Genomic DNA, 15004 nt, shown 5'->3' on the forward strand with positions numbered 1-15004 from the left:
ATCCACGCTACTGCGGTCGGCGACGCCATGGCAGCGTCATGACGTTTCGATCGATCGTGACGAGGTCGTGACCTTCCGCCGCGCCGAATCATCTCGCGCGTGTACACGCGGAGGCGCGCGCGGGGGTACGGTTTCCTTCATGGGAAGACTGCGATACGACGGCACATCGGAGCCGATCCTCATCGACGATGAGACGCTCGCTCACCTGAAGGTGATCGTCGGCACGAAGCTGCGCCGCCAGGAGAGCTTCATGATGACCTGGCATCCGCGCGAGGGCGGGGATACCGGACGGCTCACGGTGTGGATCCACCCGGCGATCCCGCTGCAGTTCCTCTTCACCTCCGCCGACCCCCAGAACATCGAGAAGCACCGCATCGAGGAGATGATGCACGCCCTCAACGCGAGCGGCGAACTCGTCATCGACGATTACGTGCAGTCCAGCGTCGTCGACGGGAGCGCGCGGAAGGCCTGAGCCACCGCGCCAGAGCTACTCCGCCGGGTACCGATCCGCCTTCAGCAGTCGGGCGACATGCGCCGCATTCCGGGCGGCCGTCGCCGTCGCCTGCGCGACCGCCTCCGGGGTCTCATCGAGATCCTTGTAGTCGATGCCCTTCATCGCCTCGCCGTTCCAGTAGATCGAGGTCTGCGCCGGCACGGTGTAGCCGATGTCGTCGAGCGCCTGGAAGACGATCCCGGCGATGTGGTGGGCCCCGTCCTCGTTGCCGACGACGCCGGAGATCGCGACCTTGTCGAACAGGATCGGGCGCCCGCTGTCATCAGTCTCGCTGAGCTCCGCGTCCAGGCGCTCGAGCACACGCTGCGCGACGCTGGAGTGCTGCCCCATCCAGGTCGGGGTGACGAAGACGAGGATGTCGGCGGCGAGCACCCTCTCCCGCAGCGCGGGCCACTGGTCGTCCCCGCCCATGTCGGTCTCGACACCCGGGCTGATGACGTGGTCGACGGCCCTGACCAGGTCGCCGCTGACGCCGTGCTCCGCGAGGGCGGCGAGGATCTGGGAGCCCAGCAGATCGGAGCTGGACTCCGCGGGAGAGGGCTTCAGCGTGCAGGAGATCGCGAGGGCGGTGAGTGGTGCGTTCATGCCTGCACGAAATCATCGATCGCGCCGACCGCACAGGGGGTTCCGTGGCTGGAGCGTCTGCGCTACGCGGTATCCTTGAGGACGGCCGCTACGACAGGAGATCCCGTGATCCTCAGCTTCATCTTCTTCATGATCCTCTTCCTCGGAGGCATCTGGCTCATGGGGCTGGCGCAGTCGCTCGAGGACTTCCAGGCGATCGTCTTCGTCGCGGGTCTGCTCATCGTCAGCCTGTCGCTGGCCTTCGTGATGCGTCAGCGCGGATCGGCCACGCGTCGCGACGACAACTGGTCGGGCAACGCCACCGAGTAGTCAGCACCAGTAGTCAGCCTCGCCGGGCGAGTCGCGCTTCGAGGTTCGCCTTCACCGCCGGCCACTCCGGCTCGATGATCGAGTACTCGACGCTGTCGCGCAGTGCTCCGTTGCGATAGCGGCTCATTGCCCGCATGACGCCGTCCTGCTTGGCCCCCAGACGCTCGATGGCCGCTCTGGACTGGAAGTTGACCCACTGGGTCGTGAGCCCCACCCGGAAGACGCCGAGGTCTTCGAACGCGTGCCGGAGCAGCAGCAGCTTGGACTCGGCGTTGGTCCCGGTGCCATGGGCGGACGGGCGGTTCCACGTGTACCCGATGTGCAGTCGAGGGACCTCCTCGTCGATGTCGTAGAACGAGGTGAGGCCGAGGGTGCGGCCGTCGGCGTCGAACGCGGTGAACGGGATCATCCCGTTCGACTCGATCAGGCCGATGCGTCGATCGATCTCCGCGGCGAGCCCGTCGGGCGAGGGGACCGACGTGTACCACGCGTTCTGCCACAGGTCGCCCTCCGTCAGCGCCTCGAGGAGGCCGTCGTGATGCGACGTCTCCAGCGGTCGGAGCTCGACCAGGCGGCCGGTGAGAGTGATCGGGCGGGGCGTGATGCGGAAGGTCATGGTGTCATTCAATCAGCGCCGTGCCGACATCGCCCGAGTCGCAGACGGTGCGGTGCGCCCATTGGTCGCGCCCCATGCGCGGGTCGACGTAGGTGGCGTCGCCGACGCGGCGCAGCAGTCGCTGATAGGCGGTGACGATCTCGACCGTGACGTCGAGGTCGAAGGCGAGGCTCGCGGGGTGGGCGCCTCGGACCGCCTCGGCCTCGGCGTAGGCCTTCGGCGTGATCAGCAGTCGTGCCGCCCATTCGTCGGCTCGACGCTCCTGGCGGGCGCGCAACGCGGGGTCGGCGGCCGGACGATGACCGAGGATCGCATGGGCGAGCTCATGCGCCAGAATGCTACTGGTCGCGCGACGGCTCAGCCCGGGCGCGACACGGATGGTGGCGGTCGTCGGCTCATAGCCGCCCCACGATCTCCCTGGTCGTTCGATCACGGTCAGCCCGTTCTCGTCGATGAGGCGAAGGAGCCGGTCCACGGGCCCTCCTTCGAGCTCTGAGCGTCAGTCGTAGAGATCGTCGGTGTCGCGGGCGTGCGACAGAGAGGAATCGAAGGCGACCTCGGACTCATCCTGGCGGTGGCCGCCGACATCGGTGCGGCGGGGGAGCTCGGTGATGGTCGCCGTGCGCCGCCCGTCCTCGGCGGCGAGCCGTTCCTCCGCGCGCCGGAGGATGAGGTGGGGCTCGACGTCGACCACATCCCCGACCGCGAACACGATGGGCACCGGGATGGCGCGCTTCCCCGTGACGTAGTTGTCGAGTGCGCTGCGCGCGATGCCGATCTCGCGTGCCATGGCGGCGATGCTGCTGCCGGCGGCACCGATCTCCGCTCGCAGCTGCCGACCGACCGCTGCGTTGAACTGCTCGCCCGGTGTCTTCACGTGAGTCACGATAGCACCGGCCCGACGCCAGGATGCCGTGATATCGCGCGACTCCACTGCGCATGAAGGCGGGCGAGGCGGTAGTGTCGTCAGATGACGACAGAATCGCGCCAGGCGGTGGCATCAGCCGTGATCTCGGCGATCGGGCACGCGGGACGCACGCCGCAGTGGCTCGCCGAGCGATCGGGCATCGCGCCCCGCGCGCTCCAGGAGATGCTCTCGCTGCGGCGCGACTTCACCGTCGTCGATCTCGGCGACATCGCCGACGCTCTCGGCATCTCCGTGTCGGAGCTGGTACCGAGGCGTTCCGTGCGCTGAGTCTCGCGCCCCGACCGACCCGCGCACTAGCGTGGAGGGATGAAGACCGTTCCCTTCGGATCCGCCACCGCCCCCGCCGTCGTCGCCGGAATGATGCGCATCGATGACAAGGATGATGCCCAGATCCGCGAGCTCTATGACACCGCCCGCGGCGCAGGCATCGACTTCTTCGATCACGCCGACATCTACGGCGGCAGCATGCACTTCTGCGAGGCGCGGTTCGCGGAGGCGCTCGGCCTGAGCGCGGCCGAACGCGACGAGATCGTGCTGCAGACGAAGTGCGGCATCAACCCGGCGGAGGGGACCTTCGACTTCTCGTACGAGCACATCCTCGCGCAGGTCGAGGGGTCACTGAAGGCGCTGCGCACCGATCGCCTCGACGTCCTGCTGCTGCACCGCCCCGACGCGCTGGTCGAACCGGAGGAGGTCGCCAGGGCGTTCGACGAGCTCGAGGCGGCCGGCAAGGTCCGCGCCTTCGGCGTCTCGAACCACACCCCGCGCCAGATCGATCTGCTGCGCACCGCGGTCACGCAGCCGCTCGTGGCGAACCAGCTCCAACTGTCCATCACGCACGCCCCGATCCTCGCGCAGCCGGTCGCCGCCAACATGGCGGGGGAGGACCAGAGCATCGTGCGCGACGGCGGCGGGATCGTCGAGTACTGCCGCATCAACGGGATCACAGTCCAGGCATGGTCGCCTTTCCAGGGCGGGTTCTTCACGGGAGTCTTCCTCGGCAACCCGGAGTACGCCGCGCTCAACGAGGTGATCGATCGCCTCGCCGCCTCCTACGCCGTGGAGCCGATCGCGATCGCCACCGCCTGGATCACCCGGCATCCCGCGAAGATGCAGGTGGTCCTGGGCACCACGACTCCTGAGCGCGTGCGGGATGCGGCAGCCGGTGCCGACATCGAGCTCACCCGTGCCGAGTGGTACGAGCTGTTCCGCGCGGCGGGTCACCTCCTGCCCTGACCGGGCAGGACTCCCGCTCGTCGTCTACCCTGAACACATGCCGTTCCTGTTCTCCCTCCTGGTCATCGCACTGATGGTCGGCGCGCTCGTCGACATCATCCGGCGCGACGATTCCCAGGTGCGGTTCCTGCCGAAGATGGCCTGGGTCATCATCGTCATCCTGCTGCCGCTGATCGGCAGCATCCTGTGGTTCGCGATCGGTCGGGAGTACTCCGAGGCGGGTCTGCGGATCCCGCGGATGCGACCGGCCGCGCGGCCGACCGCTCCTCAGCCCGATCTCCGCCCGACCACGCCGGTGGACACCAGGAGCACCGAGCAGCAGATCGCCGACCTCGACCGCGAGATCGAGGAGTGGCGGCTCCGCCAGGAGATCGAGAAGCGCCGGCGTCAGGACGGCGACTCCTCGACCGATGCGGAGCCGACCGCCGGTTAGACGGCTGCTCCGGAGAGCGCGTCCGCGCGCTCGAACGAGTCGCGCACGGCTTCCTCGAGCTTCGGATGGGCGAACTCGAACCCGGCGAGCGTCAGCTTCTCGGGGATCACCCACCGGCTCTTCAGGATCAGCTCGGTCTCGGTCCGCATGCCGATGGCCCCGATCTCGAGCATCCAGCGCGGCATCGCCGGGCCGAATCCGACACCGAGAGCCTGGCGCACGATCGACATGAACTCGGCATTGTCCGAGGGGTTCGGCGAGGCAGCGTTCACCGCACCGTCCAGTGACGGAGTGGCCTCGATGAAGTCGATGATGCGGGCGACGTCCTCGATGTGCACCCAGCTGAAGCGCTGCCGGCCGCGGCGGGCTCCGAACTCGTGACCGGTGCCCGCGCTGCGCCGTGCTCGGCTGATCGGCCACGGGCCGTCGTGCTGGGCTCCGCCGAGTCCGAGGCGCGCCATGCTCCGCAGCGGTCCGAGCACGCCGCCGTCTCCGAGGACGATGGCGCTGCGCAGCGCCACCCTGCGGGTGCGGGGCATGTCGTCGGCGAAGAGCGCGCGCTCCCAGGCCTTGGCGACCTCGACCGAGAAGCCCTTGCCGATCTCGCCGGATGACTCCGTCATCGGCCGGTCCTCGGCGTGCCGGTAGATGGTCGCGGTCGAGGAGTTGATCCAGAGGGGTGGAGGGGTGGATGCCGCGGCGATCGCCGCGCTCAGCGACGAGGTCGTGTCCAGGCGCGAGCGGAAGATCGCCGCGCGGTTGGCCGCGGTGTAGCGGCAGTTCACGCTCTTGCCCGCCAGTCCGATCACCAGCGAGGAGCCGTCGACCGCACGGTCGATCGCACGCTGATCTCCCCAGGCGATGTCGGCGCCGGTGCGCGAGATGGTGATGACCTCACGACCGGCCGCCCGCAGCCGGGGGATCAGGTACTGTCCCATGAACCCGGTCGATCCGCCGATCACGACCGGTCCGCCGTGCGGCGTCGTGGAATCCGTCACGGGGTCTCGCTCTCGATCGCGTAGTCGAAGAAGCCGGTGTACTCGTAGACGCGGCCGAGCATCGGGGCGTCGATGGTCATGTTCACGTGATGCTGCTCCCGCTCGTCGTCCCACCGCTCGACGAGGGCGATGCGCGGACTCAGGAGACGTGGCACGGTGAGGCGGAGCGGACCCAGCCGCAGCCCGACGCGGCGGATGCCGAGCACGACCGCGCCGTCCCGCACGTCGATGTCGAAGGTGGTGACGACGGTGCGATGCGGCCCGATCTCGTTGCGCAGGATGCCGTTCGGCCCGAGCACCACGATGTCGGGCATGACCCAGGTGCGTCCAGGCAGCTCGAAGTGCCGTACGGCCACGGCCGCGCCGTCGACGGTGCGGTTCTCGATGCGGAACGGGACGTCGCGCTGCCACCCCGCGAAGGCCACCCCGAGCGACTCCGCGATGCGGAACATCGGCCAGAGCCACCGATGGCGGGAGCCGGCGGTGGTGAACACGCCGGTGCCCACGCCCACCTGTCCATCGGCGATGGTGCGGAAGTACCAGCCCGTCTTCGGGTGGAGCTCCGCGATGCGGTCGCCGAGTGCGCGCTCATAGGGCGAGAGGTGCGCGGTGAGGGGTTGTGTCACCCCCTCACCCTAGCGAGAGCCTGGGCGCAGCAGCCGGTCGAGCAGCGCCAGGGCCTCGTGCTGCGGGGCGGAGTCATCGAGCAGCCACTGGGTCTGCAGTCCGTCGGAGGCTGCCACCACGAGGGCGGCGACCGCGTCGGCATCCACGTCCTGCCGCATCCGCCCTGCCTCCTGCTGCTCGCGCACGGTCGCGGCGATCTCTCGTCGGAGTCGTGAGAAGCGGGTCGTGGCGAACTCGCGGGCGGCGGGGCGTCCCTCCTCCAGCGCGGTCGCGACCAGGGTCGAGTAGAGCTGCACGAGTCCGGGGACCTCGCGGTTGGTGCGGGCGGATTCGATCATGCGCTCCACCGGACTGGCGTCGGCGGGGAGCGTGTCCGGCTGCTGCCGCTCCGGCACCGTGCTCTCCTGATACACCGCGACCAGCAGCTCCTCGAGCGAGCCGAAGTAGTGCGTGAGTGCGGCGTGGGTCACACCCACGGCGCTGGCGATCGAGCGCAGGCTCGTGCGGTCCGCCCCGCGTTCGGCGAAGACCTCGATCGCGCGATCCAGGATCTCCTGACGTCGGGCGATGCCCTTCGCATATGCGCCCCGCTGGCGAGGGCGATCCGGATCGTCGGTCATGGGACGAGCATATCGAACGAAAACTTCCGCGCGGAGGTATTCGGTGATAACGTTCTCGGACAGACGGGCGACAGCGCCCGCACGTCACCGATGACCGAAGGAGAACCCCGTGGCGATTCAGACTTCCATCCAGCTGTTCACGATCAAGGACCAGCTGGAGACCGACCTCGAGGGCTCGCTGAAGGAGGTCGCCGCGCGCGGCTTCACGGCTGTGGAGCCGTACGACTTCGTGCGCCGTGCGCAGCCTCTCGCCGACGCGCTGAGCGCTGCCGGCCTGGTCGCTCCCTCCGGCCACGCGTTCCTCGCCTCGACGTCGTTCGTCAACCCGGACGGCAGCGGCACGACGCTCCCGGTGCCGTCGCCGGCCGAGGTGTTCGCGGCGGCCAAGGTGCTCGGCATGGGCACCGTCATCGATCCGTACACGGAGCCCGCGCGCTGGGAGTCCGTCGAGCAGATCGAGGAGACCGCCCGTCTGCTCAACGAGGCCGCTGAGATCGGCGCGACGGTCGGCGTCCGCGTCGGCTACCACAACCACGCCCACGAGCTGGAGGCCGTGTTCGACGGCGTCACCGGACTCGAGGTGCTGGCCGGTCTCCTCGATGAGCGCGTCGTGCTCGAGGTCGACCTGTACTGGGTGGCCCGCGGAGGCGTCGACCCGGTCGCGCTGCTGCAGCGCCTGGGCGACCGCGTGATCGCGGTGCACGCCAAGGACGGCACGCTCGACCCCGCCCTGCTGAGCGCGTACCCGCCGGCCGACCAGGTGCCGGCAGGCGAGGGCACCGTCCCGCTCGTGGAGGCGATCGCCGCCGCTCCCGCGCTGGAGCTCGCGATCGTCGAGTTCGACCACTTCGAGGGCGACCTCTGGGATGCGGTCGAGCGCAGCCGCGTCTACCTCGACGAGAAGGTGGCCGGCTGATGGCGATCGGCAGCGGACCCGTCGGCGTCGGCATCATCGGCGCGGGCAACATCAGCGACCAGTACCTGTCGAACCTCACGACGTTCCCCGATGTGCGGGTGATCGCCGTCGGCGACCTGCTCGAGGAGCGCGCGAAGGCCCAGGCCGAGAAGTACGGCGTGCCCCGGGCGGGCGGGGTCGACGTGGTCCTCGATGACCCGGACATCGACATCGTCGTGAATCTGACGATCCCCGCGGTGCACGTCGAGGTGTCGGAGGCGATCATCGCCGCAGGCAAGCACGTGTGGACGGAGAAGCCGATCGGCGTCAGCCGTGAGGAGTCCCAGCGGCTGCTCGCCACGGCTGACGCGGCCGGCCTCCGGGTCGGCGTCGCGCCGGACACGGTGCTCGGCCCCGGTGTGCAGACGGCGAAGCGCGCGATCGCGCGCGGCGACATCGGCCGCCCGCTCTTCGCCCAGACGACGTTCCAGTGGCAGGGCCCGGAGATCTTCCACCCGAACCCCGCCTTCCTCTACGCCAAGGGCGCAGGCCCCCTGCTCGACATGGGGCCGTACTACGTCTCGGCTCTCGTGCACGTCTTCGGACCGGTGGCGGCCGTGGCCGCCCTCGGGCTCCAGGGCACGCCGACCCGCACGGTGCAGGTGGGGGAGCTGGCAGGGCAGGAGTTCCCGGTCGAGATCCCCTCGACGCTGAGCGTCCTGATGGACTTCGAGCAGGGCGGGCAGGCGCAGAGCCTGTACAGCACCGACTCTCCGCTGCTGCGGCAGGGTCTCGTCGAGATCACCGGCACCGAGGGAACGATCGTCATCCCCGACCCGAACACCTTCGGCGGGCCGATCACGATCACGCGTCCGCTGTCGCGTCTCTTCGTGCCGCCGGAGCCGATCGAGCAGGAGATCGTCGACGTCGAGCAGGAGGGCGTGCTCTCCGGTCGCGGCGTGGGTCTGCTCGACATGGCCAGGTCGATCGCGGCCGGACGCCCCCATGTGGCGACGGGCGAGTTCGGATACCACGTGCTCGACACGCTGCTCTCGATCGAGGAGGCCGCCGAGTCGCGCAGCTTCGTCCAGGTCGAGAGCACGCTGAGCGAGGTCGGCGCCCTGGATGCCGACTTCGATCCGTTCGCGTCGACTCTCTGACGACTGCAGTCGTGGCGGCGGAGTGTGCTCAGTGCGCCTTCGTCGCCACGTAGCGGTCGACGCTCGCCGGTGACAGCACCTCGCGGGCGACCATGATCGCCGCCCCGAGGACCGCCGCACGGTCGCCGGCCTGGGACTGCACGATCGCGAGATGCTGCGTGGCCAGCGGAATCGATCGGCGGTAGACCACCTCGCGCACCCCGGCGAGCAGGTGCTCGCCGGCGCGCGCGATGCTGCCGCCGAGCACGATGATCGAGGGGTTCAGCAGGTTCACGACGGTCGCGAGGACCTCGCCCACGTCGCGGCCGGCCTGCCGCGTCGCCTCGATGGCCGCGGCGTTGCCCGCGCGCACGAGGTCGACGACGTCCGCAGGGCTGTGCGCATCCTGTCCGCCGTCGCGCAGCGCGGCCGCGAGGGCCGATCCGCTGGCGAGGGCCTCGAGGTCGCGGTCGTCGCCGGGCTCTCTCGCCGAGCCCGAGCCGTGCGGGACCTGGACGTGGCCCATATCCCCGGCCGAGCCCTGGGCGCCGCGCTGCAGCTGACCGCCGGCGATGATCCCCGCGCCGATGCCGGTGGAGACCTTGACGAAGATCAGGTCGTCGACGTGCGGCCAGGTCGTCGCATGCTCGCCGAGGGCGAGGATGTTCACGTCGTTGTCGACCAGCACCGGCACGTCGAAGGTGCGCTGCACATAGCCCGGCACGTCGAAGCGGTCCCACCCCGGCATGATCGGGGGGTTGGTCGGTCGTCCGGTGGTGTGCTCGACCGGACCGGGCACGCCGATCCCGACGCCGAGCAGGGGTGCGCCGGACGCCGCGGAGGACTCGACCGCCGCGGAGCCGAGCAGCGCCGCCCCGTCTTCGAGGATCACGTCGAGCAGGTTCTCGGGGCCGTGGCCGATGTCGATCGTGCGGGTGCGGGAGTCGAGGATGACGCCGGCGAGATCGGCGACCGCGACCGTGGCATGCGTGGCTCCGAGGTCGACGGCGAGCACGACTCCGGCACGGGAGTTGAAGGCGAGACGGGCGGGCGGGCGACCGCCGGTCGACACGGCTTCTCCCGCCGGGCGCAGCAGATCGGCGGCGAGGAGCGCGTCCACGCGCAGGGCGACCGTGGATCGCGCGAGGCCGGTGAGGGCTGCGAGCTCCGCCTTCGTGCGCGCGGTGCCATCGCGGAGGAGCTGGAAGATCTCGCCCGCACCGGGGTTGGCCACGGCGGCGGGGCGGAGTGCATCGACCATTGCGTCAGTAAACCACAGCACTTGCGTTGGCTCTCGACCGACTTCCGATTCGTTACAAATAACTTTTGACAAAGATCTAGCAAAAGTCGACGAGGCTGTGTCAGACTCACCGGCATGACAACGGATGTCACTGACACCGGTCTCGGGACGATCCGAGCCGGCATCCTCGGCGGAGGATTCATGGCCCGCGTGCACCGCACTGCGGCCCGTGACGCGGGCGGCGAGCTGCGTGCCGTCGCCACCCGCTCCGCATCCGGCAGTCGCCGGGCCGCCGACGAGCTCGGAGCGCTCCGTGCCGAGGTGGATGCCGAGACGCTCCTCTCGGCTGAGGACGTCGATGTCGTGCACATCTGCACCCCGAACACGACCCACGCCGATCTCGCGCTGCGCGCCCTCGACGCGGGAAAGCACGTGATCTGCGAGAAGCCGCTGGCGACCTCCGCCGCCGACGCCCGGCGTCTCGCCGACGCCGCGGAGGCAGCCGCGCGAGTGGCCGCCGTGCCCTTCGTCTACCGCTACCACCCGATGGTGCGCGAGGCACGGGCCCGCGTCGCACGCGGTGACATCGGTGATCTGCTGACCCTGGACTGCTCGTACCTGCAGGACTGGATGCTGCTGCCGAGCGACGACGACTGGCGGGTGCGCGCGGCCTCCGGCGGAGCATCCCGTGCGTTCGCCGACATCGGCTCCCACCTGTGCGACCTGGTCGAGTTCGTGATCGGCGAGCGCATCCGCTCCCTCAGCGCCCGCAGTCGCCGGGTCTTCGCCGAACGCGCGGGCCAGCCGGTCGACACCGAGGACATCGTGGCGATCCTCGTCGAGACCGACTCCGGGGCCCTCGGCACGCTGCTGATCTCGCAGATGGCGGCCGGGCGCAAGAACGCCCTCACCCTCGAGCTGCACGGCTCGAGTCAGAGCCTGCGCTTCGAGCAGGAGCGCCCGGAAGAGCTGTGGATCGGCACGCGCGACGAGTCGCGGCTCCTCCTGCGCGACCCCGCGACGGCCGCGCCCGATTCGGCGCGTCTGCAGCGGGTGCCCTCCGGCCACGCCATGGGGTACCAGGACGCCTTCAACGGTTTCATCGCCGACGTGTACGCGGCGATCGCGGGGGAGACCCCGGAAGGTCTGCCGACCTTCGAGGACGGATACCGGTCGGCGGTGCTGACCGAGGCGGTGCTCGCCTCTGCCGCGGCCGACGGACGATGGACGGAGGTGGCGGCATGACCGCGACGATCACGCAGCCGGTGCTCGAGGTTTCGGGCATCCGCAAGTCCTTCTTCGGCGTGGAGGTGCTCAAGGGGATCGACTTCGACGTGCGACCCGGCGAGGTGCACGGGCTCGTCGGCGAGAACGGCGCCGGCAAGTCCACCCTCATGAAGATCATCGCCGGTGTGCAGCCGGCCGACGAGGGCACCGTGCACTACCGGGGGGACGAGGTCAGGTACGCGCATCCGCGACAGGCGATGGACGAGGGCATCGTGACGGTCTTCCAGGAGTTCACGCTGCTCCCGGAGCGCACCGTCGCCCAGAACGTATACCTCGGGCGCGAACCGCGCCGCGGCGGCTTCGTGGACCGGAAGGCGATGATCCGCCGCACCTCCGAGCTGCTCACCGACCTCGGCGTCTCGTTCATCGATCCCCAGTCGCGGGTCGGCTCGCTGACGGTCGCCGAGCAGCAGATCGTCGAGATCGTCAAAGCGCTGTCCTTCGACGCGCAGGTCATCTCGATGGACGAGCCCACCGCCGCGCTCAGCGACCGCGAGGTCGAGCTCCTGTACGCGATCATCCGCCGGCTCACCTCCCGCGGCGTCGCGGTGATCTACGTCTCGCACCGCCTGAAGGAGATCTTCGACCTGTGCGACCGCATCACGATCCTCAAGGACGGCGCCCTCGTCTCGACGGATGAGACCGGTGCCCTGACCACGGACGAGCTCGTGCGCCGCATGGTCGGCCGCTCGATCCAGTCGTACTACCCCGACACGGTCGACGGCACGGTCGTGGGGGAACCGCTCCTCGAGCTCGACGGCTGCGGCAACGCCTTCGTCGACGGGGTGTCGCTGACCCTCCGTGCCGGCGAGATCGTCGGCATCGCGGGCCTTCAGGGATCCGGACGCACCGAGCTCGTGGAGGGGATCTTCGGGATCGATCCCTTCGTCCGCGGCGAGCTGCGGGTGGACGGCGCGCCGATCCGCATCAGCAGCGCCAGGAGCGCGGTGGCTGCCGGTCTCGCCCTCGTCTCGGAGGACCGCAAGGCGCAGGGCCTCGCGCTCGGCCAGTCCGTGCTCGACAACACCCTGCTCGTCATCCGCAGCGTGTTCAGCATGCGGACCGCGACCGCGCGACGGGAGGTCCCCGGCGTCCTGAGCTCTCTGGAGGTCAGCTCCCGCGGCCTCGACCAGGAGGTGCGGTTCCTCTCCGGCGGCAACCAGCAGAAGGTCGTCCTCGCGAAATGGCTGCTCACCCAGCCGCAGATCGTGCTCTTCGACGAGCCGACCCGGGGCATCGACGTCGGCGCGAAGTACGCCGTGTACCAGCTGATGCGAGATCTGGCGGCCCAGGGCAAGGCGGTGCTGATGGTGTCCAGCGAACTTCCGGAGGTGATCGGGATGAGCGACCGCATCCTCGTGATGCACGACGGCGGGCTCGTCGCAGAGCTTCCGGCGGGCGCTGCCGAGCACGAGATCCTCGGGGCCGCGACCGGCGCCACGATCGAGGGAGGTGCGCGATGAAGCGCGTGCGGATCGACTCGACGGTCATCGTCCTCGGCATCCTGATCCTGGCTCTCATCGTCGGGGCGATCCTCGTCGGCACCGTCGGGCGCAACTTCTTCAGCGCGGGCAACATCCGCGACATCCTCACCGGCATGAGCGTGCTCGGCCTCGTCGCGATCGGCCAGACCCTCGTCGTGCTGGGCGCCTCGCTCGACCTCTCCGTCACCTACGTCATCAGCCTCTCGAGCCTGCTCGCGGCGACGATCATGAACGGCAACCCGGGCAACATCCCCGCGGCGGTCGCGGTGACCCTCCTCGTCTGCGCCGGCATCGGCCTCGTCAACGGACTCGTCGTCACGGTGCTCAAGGTGAACGGCTTCATCGCGACGCTCGGCACAGGGCTCATCCTGCAGGGCATCCTCAACACCAACTTCGAGGGGTCGGCGGGGACGGTGCCCTGGGAGTTCCAGCTCATCGGCGCCACCGGCGTCGGTCCGGTGCCGGTCTCCACGCTCATCATGGTGGCGCTGGCCGTGCTCGTCTGGTTCCTGCTGAACCGCACCCGCACCGGTGCGCACCTCTTCGCCGTCGGCGGCGATCCCGAGATCGCCCGACTGTCGGGGGTCCGGACACGTCCGCCGCTCATCGCCGCGCACGTGCTGTGCTCGGTCTTCGCCGGACTCGCCGGGCTCCTGCTCGCCAGCCGACTGGGCGTCGGCAGCCCGACCGTCGGGCAGCAGGGCGGCTACGCGCTCCTCTCGATCGCGGCCGTGGTGCTCGGCGGAACGCTGCTGCTGGGCGGACGCGGCTCGATCTGGGGTGCGCTCGGGGGCGTGGCGATCCTCGCAGTCGTCGACAACGTGATGAGCGTCATGCAGGTCAACCCGTTCCTGAAGGACGTCGTCCGCGGCGTCGTCATCGTGGCGGCGGTGGCCGTGTACAGCCGCCGATCGATCGTGCGCCGTCGGCCGCGCTTCGGCCCCGGCGGCACACGCACCGGAGGGGATGACGCGGCCAAGGCGGCCGCACCCGAGATGGCCGCTGCGGCATCCGAGCTCGCGGATACCTCGTCGACGCCCGAAGGAGGACGCGCATGAACGCGCTGCGCACCCTGGTGAGCCCCCGTGGGGCGGTGTTCCTGCTGCTGGTGATCCTGCTGGTCGCCGTCACGATCCTCAACCCGAGCTTCGCCGAGCCCGGCCAGTTCATGCGATTCATCCAGCGCGTCGCACCGATCGCCATCGTCGCGATCGGCCAGTACTTCGTCATCATCGCCGGCGAGTTCGACCTGTCCCAGGGCTCGCTGATCACGGCACAGGTCATCATCGCGGGCAACCTGGTGGGCGAGGACGACTCCCGCACCGTGCCGGTGCTCCTCCTGATGATCGTCTTCGGGGTGGTGGTCGGTCTCGTCAACGGCGTCATCACCACCCTCCTCAAGGTGCCGTCGTTCATCGTCACCCTCGGAATGATGCTCGCGCTGCTCGGCGGCGTGATGTGGTGGACGGGGGGAGCTGCCACCGGCAACCCCGCCGACAGCTTCCGGGAGATCGGCCGCGGCGGCATCCGCGACGTGCCGCTGCTGGAGTTCATCCCCTGGGCGGTGTTCATCCTCCTGGGCTGGCTCGCACTGGGGATCTGGATCACCAAGCGGCCGCTCGGCAAGCTCCTCATCGCGGTCGGCGACAACTCCACCGCGGTCGACTTCGCCGGGGCGCGCAGCGCCTGGGTGACGACCCGCGCGTTCGTGATCTCGTCGCTCTCGGCCACGCTCTCCGCCGTGCTGCTGGTCGGCTACGCCGGCGTGCACCCCTCGGTGGGACGCGGATACGAGTTCGTCGCCATCACCGCCGTCGTCCTCGGCGGAGTGGTCCTGGGCGGCGGGCGGGGATGGATCGTCGCCGCAGCGGCCGGGGCGTTCGCCCTCGAGGCCCTGTTCATGCTGCTCAACATCGCCGGCGTCCCCTCGACCCTCCGCGACGCCGTCCAGGGCGTCATCATCATCGCCGCCGTCGCCTACTCCGCCGTCGCGTTCCGTGCGCGACGCAAGCGCGGCCCCCGCGCACCCGATGTGCCCGCAGACCTTGTGACCACCAGCACCAACCACACAGAAACCAGAGGAGATTAGCAAT

The 15004-nt window shown here is 69.7% G+C and carries 19 protein-coding genes; 11 read left to right on the top strand and 8 right to left on the bottom strand.

Features of this window, described 5'->3' with window-relative positions; translation table 11 throughout:
* The first annotated feature begins 139 nt into the window (after nt 1–139).
* The gene (locus ACESK8_RS11345) at nt 140–472 is read left to right on the top strand and encodes a hypothetical protein (protein ID WP_372968696.1); all 333 of its coding nucleotides are present in this window, start codon (nt 140–142) and stop codon (nt 470–472) included.
* 15 nt (nt 473–487) lie between these two features.
* Here ACESK8_RS11345 and ACESK8_RS11350 read toward each other — a convergent pair whose 3' ends face one another.
* Nucleotides 488–1099 (bottom strand): flavodoxin family protein, encoded by a 612-nt coding sequence (locus ACESK8_RS11350; protein ID WP_372968697.1) that lies wholly within the window; start codon nt 1097–1099, stop codon nt 488–490.
* A gap of 105 nt (nt 1100–1204) precedes the next feature.
* Between ACESK8_RS11350 and ACESK8_RS11355 the strand changes: the two genes are divergently transcribed.
* The gene (locus ACESK8_RS11355) at nt 1205–1408 is read left to right on the top strand and encodes a hypothetical protein (RefSeq protein WP_060926872.1); all 204 of its coding nucleotides are present in this window, start codon (nt 1205–1207) and stop codon (nt 1406–1408) included.
* A gap of 13 nt (nt 1409–1421) precedes the next feature.
* On the opposite strand, the gene ACESK8_RS11360 is transcribed toward ACESK8_RS11355, so the two are convergent.
* Genes ACESK8_RS11360 through ACESK8_RS11370 form a run of 3 tightly spaced genes read right to left on the bottom strand, consistent with a single transcriptional unit; the run spans nt 1422 to nt 2901 of the window.
* Nucleotides 1422–2024, bottom strand: coding sequence for a GNAT family N-acetyltransferase (locus ACESK8_RS11360; RefSeq protein ID WP_372968698.1), 603 nt, complete (start codon nt 2022–2024; stop codon nt 1422–1424).
* 4 nt (nt 2025–2028) lie between these two features.
* Nucleotides 2029–2499 carry an ImmA/IrrE family metallo-endopeptidase gene (locus ACESK8_RS11365; RefSeq protein WP_372968699.1) on the bottom strand — a complete coding sequence of 157 codons (471 nt, stop codon included), beginning with the start codon at nt 2497–2499 and terminating at the stop codon, nt 2029–2031.
* Between the two features lie 24 nt (nt 2500–2523).
* Complete coding sequence (locus ACESK8_RS11370) at nt 2524–2901, bottom strand: helix-turn-helix domain-containing protein (protein ID WP_372968700.1); 378 nt, start codon at nt 2899–2901, stop codon at nt 2524–2526.
* Between the two features lie 93 nt (nt 2902–2994).
* Here ACESK8_RS11370 and ACESK8_RS11375 point away from each other — a divergent pair, with 93 nt between their 5' ends.
* Genes ACESK8_RS11375 through ACESK8_RS11385 form a run of 3 tightly spaced genes read left to right on the top strand, consistent with a single transcriptional unit; the run spans nt 2995 to nt 4621 of the window.
* Nucleotides 2995–3219: an XRE family transcriptional regulator gene (locus ACESK8_RS11375; protein ID WP_372968701.1), complete on the top strand. Its 225-nt coding sequence runs from the start codon at nt 2995–2997 to the stop codon at nt 3217–3219.
* Between the two features lie 39 nt (nt 3220–3258).
* On the top strand, nt 3259–4188 hold the full coding sequence (locus ACESK8_RS11380; protein WP_372968702.1) for an aldo/keto reductase family oxidoreductase: 930 nt from the start codon (nt 3259–3261) through the stop codon (nt 4186–4188).
* A gap of 37 nt (nt 4189–4225) precedes the next feature.
* Nucleotides 4226–4621 carry a PLD nuclease N-terminal domain-containing protein gene (locus ACESK8_RS11385; RefSeq protein WP_372968703.1) on the top strand — a complete coding sequence of 132 codons (396 nt, stop codon included), beginning with the start codon at nt 4226–4228 and terminating at the stop codon, nt 4619–4621.
* Here the strand turns inward: ACESK8_RS11385 and ACESK8_RS11390 are convergent.
* From ACESK8_RS11390 to ACESK8_RS11400, 3 genes are read right to left on the bottom strand one after another with little or no spacing between them, the layout of a single operon-like run.
* A complete protein-coding gene (locus ACESK8_RS11390) occupies nt 4618–5559 on the bottom strand; it encodes an epimerase (RefSeq protein WP_372968740.1) in 942 nt (313 codons plus the stop codon). The genes ACESK8_RS11385 and ACESK8_RS11390 overlap by 4 nt on opposite strands.
* A gap of 56 nt (nt 5560–5615) precedes the next feature.
* Nucleotides 5616–6245 (bottom strand): DUF4166 domain-containing protein, encoded by a 630-nt coding sequence (locus ACESK8_RS11395; protein WP_372968704.1) that lies wholly within the window; start codon nt 6243–6245, stop codon nt 5616–5618.
* Between the two features lie 9 nt (nt 6246–6254).
* Nucleotides 6255–6866, bottom strand: coding sequence for a TetR/AcrR family transcriptional regulator (locus ACESK8_RS11400; RefSeq protein WP_372968705.1), 612 nt, complete (start codon nt 6864–6866; stop codon nt 6255–6257).
* Nucleotides 6867–6975: 109 nt separating this feature from the next.
* Here ACESK8_RS11400 and ACESK8_RS11405 point away from each other — a divergent pair, with 109 nt between their 5' ends.
* Nucleotides 6976–7782, top strand: coding sequence for a sugar phosphate isomerase/epimerase family protein (locus tag ACESK8_RS11405; RefSeq protein WP_372968706.1), 807 nt, complete (start codon nt 6976–6978; stop codon nt 7780–7782).
* Nucleotides 7782–8921: a Gfo/Idh/MocA family protein gene (locus ACESK8_RS11410; RefSeq protein WP_372968707.1), complete on the top strand. Its 1140-nt coding sequence runs from the start codon at nt 7782–7784 to the stop codon at nt 8919–8921. Before ACESK8_RS11405 ends, ACESK8_RS11410 begins: the two co-directional genes overlap by 1 nt.
* Before the next feature lie 28 nt (nt 8922–8949).
* On the opposite strand, the gene ACESK8_RS11415 is transcribed toward ACESK8_RS11410, so the two are convergent.
* The gene (locus tag ACESK8_RS11415; RefSeq protein ID WP_372968708.1) at nt 8950–10161 is read right to left on the bottom strand and encodes an ROK family protein; all 1212 of its coding nucleotides are present in this window, start codon (nt 10159–10161) and stop codon (nt 8950–8952) included.
* Nucleotides 10162–10275: 114 nt separating this feature from the next.
* On the opposite strand from ACESK8_RS11415, the gene ACESK8_RS11420 reads away from it, so the two are divergent.
* From ACESK8_RS11420 to ACESK8_RS11435, 4 genes are read left to right on the top strand one after another with little or no spacing between them, the layout of a single operon-like run.
* Nucleotides 10276–11385, top strand: a complete 1110-nt coding sequence (locus ACESK8_RS11420) for a Gfo/Idh/MocA family protein (protein WP_372968709.1) — start codon at nt 10276–10278, stop codon at nt 11383–11385.
* On the top strand, nt 11382–12890 hold the full coding sequence (locus ACESK8_RS11425) for a sugar ABC transporter ATP-binding protein (protein ID WP_372968710.1): 1509 nt from the start codon (nt 11382–11384) through the stop codon (nt 12888–12890). Before ACESK8_RS11420 ends, ACESK8_RS11425 begins: the two co-directional genes overlap by 4 nt.
* Entirely contained in the window at nt 12887–13969 is a 1083-nt protein-coding gene (locus ACESK8_RS11430) for an ABC transporter permease (protein ID WP_372968711.1), read from the top strand. The genes ACESK8_RS11425 and ACESK8_RS11430 overlap by 4 nt, the downstream gene beginning before the upstream one ends.
* Entirely contained in the window at nt 13966–15000 is a 1035-nt protein-coding gene (locus ACESK8_RS11435) for an ABC transporter permease (protein WP_372968712.1), read from the top strand. Before ACESK8_RS11430 ends, ACESK8_RS11435 begins: the two co-directional genes overlap by 4 nt.
* Nucleotides 15001–15004 lie beyond the last annotated feature (4 nt).

Source organism: Microbacterium sp. (assembly GCF_041641055.1).
GTDB lineage: Bacteria > Actinomycetota > Actinomycetes > Actinomycetales > Microbacteriaceae > Microbacterium.